3 rRNA genes are annotated in these 5,625 nt (G+C 54.1%); all 3 read right to left on the minus strand.

The features are described 5' to 3' along the window. Positions 1-2: 2 nt before the first annotated feature. The 3 genes from rrf to C5B96_RS16685 all read right to left on the minus strand — a co-directional run bounded on the left by rrf (position 3) and on the right by C5B96_RS16685 (position 5,413). Positions 3-119: ribosomal RNA gene (rrf, locus tag C5B96_RS16675) — 5S ribosomal RNA — on the minus strand. Between the two features lie 182 nt (positions 120-301). Then, positions 302-3,423 (minus strand): 23S ribosomal RNA (locus tag C5B96_RS16680). Positions 3,424-3,892: 469 nt separating this feature from the next. After that, positions 3,893-5,413: ribosomal RNA gene (locus C5B96_RS16685) — 16S ribosomal RNA — on the minus strand. Together the 16S, 23S and 5S rRNA genes form the textbook arrangement of a ribosomal RNA operon. Positions 5,414-5,625: the final 212 nt, after the last annotated feature.

Below are 5,625 nucleotides of genomic sequence, written 5' to 3' on the forward strand. Positions count from 1 at the left end.
GGGTCCGGCGGTGTCCTACTCTCCCACAAGGTCTCCCTTGCAGTACCATCGGCGCTGCGAGTCTTAGCTTCCGGGTTCGGAATGTTGCCGGGCGTTTCCCTCGCGCTATGGCCGCCGAAACAGGTTCGACGTGTTTACGGTCTACTGGTGTTTACGGAAGTTGTTAGCTTCAGTGTTCAGTTGTGTGTTGTGTCCCCACACGGGGTGGGGGGTTGCCCGACCGTATGTCGGGAACCACAGAGTGGACGCGAGTGTCATTGTTGCGCAAAGTCTTTCCACCACCCCTGGGGGGTGGGGGGAATGTATGAAGTTGTCGGCTTATTAGTACAGGTCAGCTCCACACCTCGTTAGTTGGTGCTTCCACATCCTGCCTATCAACCCAGTAGTCTCCTGGGAGCCTCTCACCATGAATGGTATGGAAATCTCATCTCGAAGCCGGCTTCCCGCTTAGATGCTTTCAGCGGTTATCCGTTCCGAACGTAGCTAATCAGCGGTGCACTTGGCAGTACAACTGACACACCAGAGGTTCGTCCATCCCGGTCCTCTCGTACTAGGGATAGCTCTTCTCAAATTTCCTGCGCGCGCAGAGGATAGGGACCGAACTGTCTCACGACGTTCTAAACCCAGCTCGCGTACCGCTTTAATGGGCGAACAGCCCAACCCTTGGGACCTACTCCAGCCCCAGGATGCGACGAGCCGACATCGAGGTGCCAAACCATGCCGTCGATATGGACTCTTGGGCAAGATCAGCCTGTTATCCCCGAGGTACCTTTTATCCGTTGAGCGACAGCGCTTCCACAAGCCACTGCCGGATCACTAGTCCCGACTTTCGTCCCTGCTCGACTTGTCAGTCTCACAGTCAAGCTCCCTTGTGCACTTACACTCGCCACCTGATTGCCAACCAGGTTGAGGGAACCTTTGGGCGCCTCCGTTACTCTTTAGGAGGCAACCGCCCCAGTTAAACTACCCACCATGCACTGTCCCAGAACCGGATTACGGTTCGTAGTTAGATATCCAGAGTGACCAGAGTGGTATTTCAACAATGACTCCACGAGCACTAGCGTGCCCGCTTCACAGTCTCCCACCTATCCTACACAAGCCACACCGAACACCAATACAAAGCTATAGTAAAGGTCACGGGGTCTTTCCGTCCTTCTGCGCGTAACGAGCATCTTTACTCGTAGTGCAATTTCGCCGAGTTCGCGGTTGAGACAGCTGGGAAGTCGTTACGCCATTCGTGCAGGTCGGAACTTACCCGACAAGGAATTTCGCTACCTTAGGATGGTTATAGTTACCACCGCCGTTTACTGGGGCTTAAATTCTGGGCTTCGCCTTGCGGCTAACTCTTCCTCTTAACCTTCCAGCACCGGGCAGGCGTCAGTCCGTATACATCGTCTTGCGACTTGGCACGGACCTGTGTTTTTAGTAAACAGTCGCTTCCCACTGGTCTCTGCGGCCATACATCGCTCCAGGAGTAAATCCCTTCACGACTCCGGCCCCCCTTCTCCCGAAGTTACGGGGGCATTTTGCCGAGTTCCTTAACCACGATTCTCTCGATCTCCTTAGTATTCTCTACCTGATCACCTGAGTCGGTTTGGGGTACGGGCACATGGAACCTCGCGCCGATGCTTTTCTTGGCAGCAGACGATCACTGATTTCCCCACTGAAGGGTACCCATCGAGTCTCAGCCTTATATGAGGGGCGGATTTGCCTACCCCTCGGCCTACATTCTTAGACCGGGACAACCATCGCCCGGCTCAGCTACGTTCCTGCGTCACACCTGTTAATACGCTAACCGCACCACCATAGGGTCACACGCTACGTCCACCCCTCTCACCCCGAAGGGATCGATAAGGTGGGTTTCAGATGTTTAGCATTAGTGGATTGGCTTGGACGGTTCTTCTGCGGTACGGGAATGTCAACCCGTTGTCCATCGACTACGCCTGTCGGCCTCGCCTTAGGTCCCGACTTACCCAGGGCGGATTAGCCTGGCCCTGGAAACCTTGATCTTTCGGAGGACGGGTTTCTCACCCGTCTTTCGCTACTCATGCCTGCATTCTCACTCGTGTGGCCTCCACGGCTGGTTTACACCGCCGCTTCGCTGGCCACACGACGCTCTCCTACCCATCCATACGGCTGGACCACGAAGGCCTGCCAAAAATATAAATGCCACAACTTCGGTGGCGTGCTTGAGCCCCGTTACATTGTCGGCGCGGAATCACTTGACCAGTGAGCTATTACGCACTCTTTCAAGGGTGGCTGCTTCTAAGCCAACCTCCTGGTTGTCTATGCAACTCCACATCCTTTCCCACTTAGCACGCGCTTAGGGACCTTAGATGGTGGTCTGGGTTGTTTCCCTCTCGACGATGAAGCTTATCCCCCACCGTCTCACTGCTGCGCTCTCACTTACCGGCATTCGGAGTTTGGCTAACGTCAGTAACCTTTTGGGGCCCATCGGCTATCCAGTAGCTCTACCTCCGGCAAGAAACACGCAACGCTGCACCTAAATGCATTTCGGAGAGAACCAGCTATCACGAAGTTTGATTGGCCTTTCACCCCTATCCACAGCTCATCCCCTCCATTTTCAACTGAAGTGGGTTCGGTCCTCCACGACGTCTTACCGTCGCTTCAACCTGGCCATGGATAGATCACTTCGCTTCGGGTCTAGAACCAGCGACTCAAACGCTCTATTCGAACTCGCTTTCGCTACGCATTCCCCTCACGGGTTAAGCTCGCCACTGATCACTAACTCGCAGGCTCATTCTTCAAAAGGCACGCCGTCACACCAACAAAGGGCGCTCCGACGGCTTGTAAGCAAACGGTTTCAGGTACTATTTCACTCCCCTCCCGGGGTACTTTTCACCTTTCCCTCACGGTACTTGTTCACTATCGGTCATCTGGGAGTATTTAGGCTTATCAGGTGGTCCTGACAGATTCACGCGGGATTTCTCGGGCCCCGCGATACTTGGGATACTCTCCGAGCCATAACTACATTTCGACTACAGGGCTGGCACCTGCTACGGCTGGGCTTTCAATCCCATTCGTCTATATAGCGCTGTAACTCTCGCAGTACGGCAGTAACTGCTGGAAAGTCCCACAACCCCGACCATGCAACGCCTGCCGGCTATCACACATGATCGGTTTAGCCTGTTCCGGTTTCGCTCGCCACTACTCACGGAATCACTATTGTTTTCTCTTCCTGTGGGTACTGAGATGTTTCACTTCCCCACGTTCCCTCTACCCGCCCTATATATTCAGGCGGGAGTCACCAGGTCACCACGAAGGGCCTGGCGGGGTTTCCCCATTCGGAGACCCTCGGATCACAGCTCTATTATCAGCTCCCCGAGGCTTATCGCAGATTTATACGTCCTTCTTCGGCTCCAGATGCCAAGGCATTCACCGTTTGCTCTTAAAAACTTCAACAAACAAAATCACACAACAAAGACCAATGATTGAACCAACAACCCCAAAAGGGTCATCAATCCGAACATTGATTACCAGCCAACAAACCCACCGTCCCCGAAAGGAAGGTTTTGTTTGCGACTGGAGATGCTCGCGTCCACTGTGTAGTTCTCAAAATACGGGCGGTACCCCAACCCATCCAAGACGAAGCCTCGAACAGGAATGAAGTCCAGAGTTCAACAGTCAACCCACCCACCGCGGTACAAGACCACGACGAATAGGCTGCCCGGTCCCTCAGGACCCAACAGCGTGCACAACACGGCCACCCAAAACGCTCTCTTCCAAACCCGAAGGTCGTACTGACAACATCCCAGGCACTACGTGAATGTCAAATGTTCCACCCATGAGCGCCACCAACAGATAACTTCCGTTGAAATGACTGTCACTGCGATTCCGCTGTATACAGACGGACAGTGAACGTGCTCCTTAGAAAGGAGGTGATCCAGCCGCACCTTCCGGTACGGCTACCTTGTTACGACTTAGTCCTAATCACCGATCCCACCTTCGACAGCTCCCCCCTTACGGTTGGGCCACTGGCTTCGGGTGTTACCGACTTTCATGACTTGACGGGCGGTGTGTACAAGGCCCGGGAACGTATTCACCGCAGCGTTGCTGATCTGCGATTACTAGCGACTCCGACTTCATGAGGTCGAGTTGCAGACCTCAATCCGAACTGAGACCGGCTTTTTGGGATTCGCTCCACCTTACGGTATTGCCGCCCTTTGTACCGGCCATTGTAGCATGCGTGAAGCCCAAGACATAAGGGGCATGATGATTTGACGTCATCCCCACCTTCCTCCGAGTTGACCCCGGCAGTCTCCTATGAGTTCCCACCATAACGTGCTGGCAACATAGAACGAGGGTTGCGCTCGTTGCGGGACTTAACCCAACATCTCACGACACGAGCTGACGACAACCATGCACCACCTGTATACCGACCTTGCGGGGCCTACATTTCTGCAGGTTTCCGGTATATGTCAAGCCTTGGTAAGGTTCTTCGCGTTGCATCGAATTAATCCGCATGCTCCGCCGCTTGTGCGGGCCCCCGTCAATTCCTTTGAGTTTTAGCCTTGCGGCCGTACTCCCCAGGCGGGGAACTTAATGCGTTAGCTGCGACACAGAAACCGTGGAATGGCCCCTACATCTAGTTCCCAACGTTTACGGCATGGACTACCAGGGTATCTAATCCTGTTCGCTCCCCATGCTTTCGCTCCTCAGCGTCAGTTACGGCCCAGAGATCTGCCTTCGCCATCGGTGTTCCTCCTGATATCTGCGCATTCCACCGCTACACCAGGAATTCCAATCTCCCCTACCGCACTCTAGTCTGCCCGTACCCACTGCAGGCTGGAGGTTGAGCCTCCAGATTTCACAGCAGACGCGACAAACCGCCTACGAGCTCTTTACGCCCAATAATTCCGGACAACGCTTGCACCCTACGTATTACCGCGGCTGCTGGCACGTAGTTAGCCGGTGCTTTTTCTGCAAGTACCGTCAAACCGAAGTTCTTCTTCCTTACTAAAAGAGGTTTACAACCCGAAGGCCGTCATCCCTCACGCGGCGTTGCTGCATCAGGCTTTCGCCCATTGTGCAATATTCCCCACTGCTGCCTCCCGTAGGAGTCTGGGCCGTGTCTCAGTCCCAGTGTGGCCGGTCACCCTCTCAGGCCGGCTACCCGTCGTAGGCTTGGTGAGCCATTACCTCACCAACAACCTGATAGGCCGCGAGTCCATCCTTGACCAAAATTCTTTCCACAACCAGACCATGCGATCGGCTGTCATATCCGGTATTAGACGTCGTTTCCAACGCTTATCCCAGAGTCAAGGGCAGGTTACTCACGTGTTACTCACCCGTTCGCCACTAATCCACCAGCAAGCTGGCATCATCGTTCGACTTGCATGTGTTAAGCACGCCGCCAGCGTTCGTCCTGAGCCAGGATCAAACTCTCCGTAAATGCTTACGCGCCAACCAACAAACGGGAATCGAATGCTAGAAGACAAGTTTGATGCTGACAGAACAAATCATTACTGACTTGCTTGTCCGTGCTCGGCCCGAAGACCAAACACTAATTTCATTTCCCAAAGGAACCCGAACCAGCAAAACTGGCCACGGGAAATTGGCATTTGACAATGTGCACGCTGTTGAGTTCTCAAAGATCGGACGCTC

The sequence above is a fragment of the Subtercola sp. Z020 genome (assembly GCF_002931235.1).
In the GTDB taxonomy this organism is placed as follows: domain Bacteria; phylum Actinomycetota; class Actinomycetes; order Actinomycetales; family Microbacteriaceae; genus Subtercola.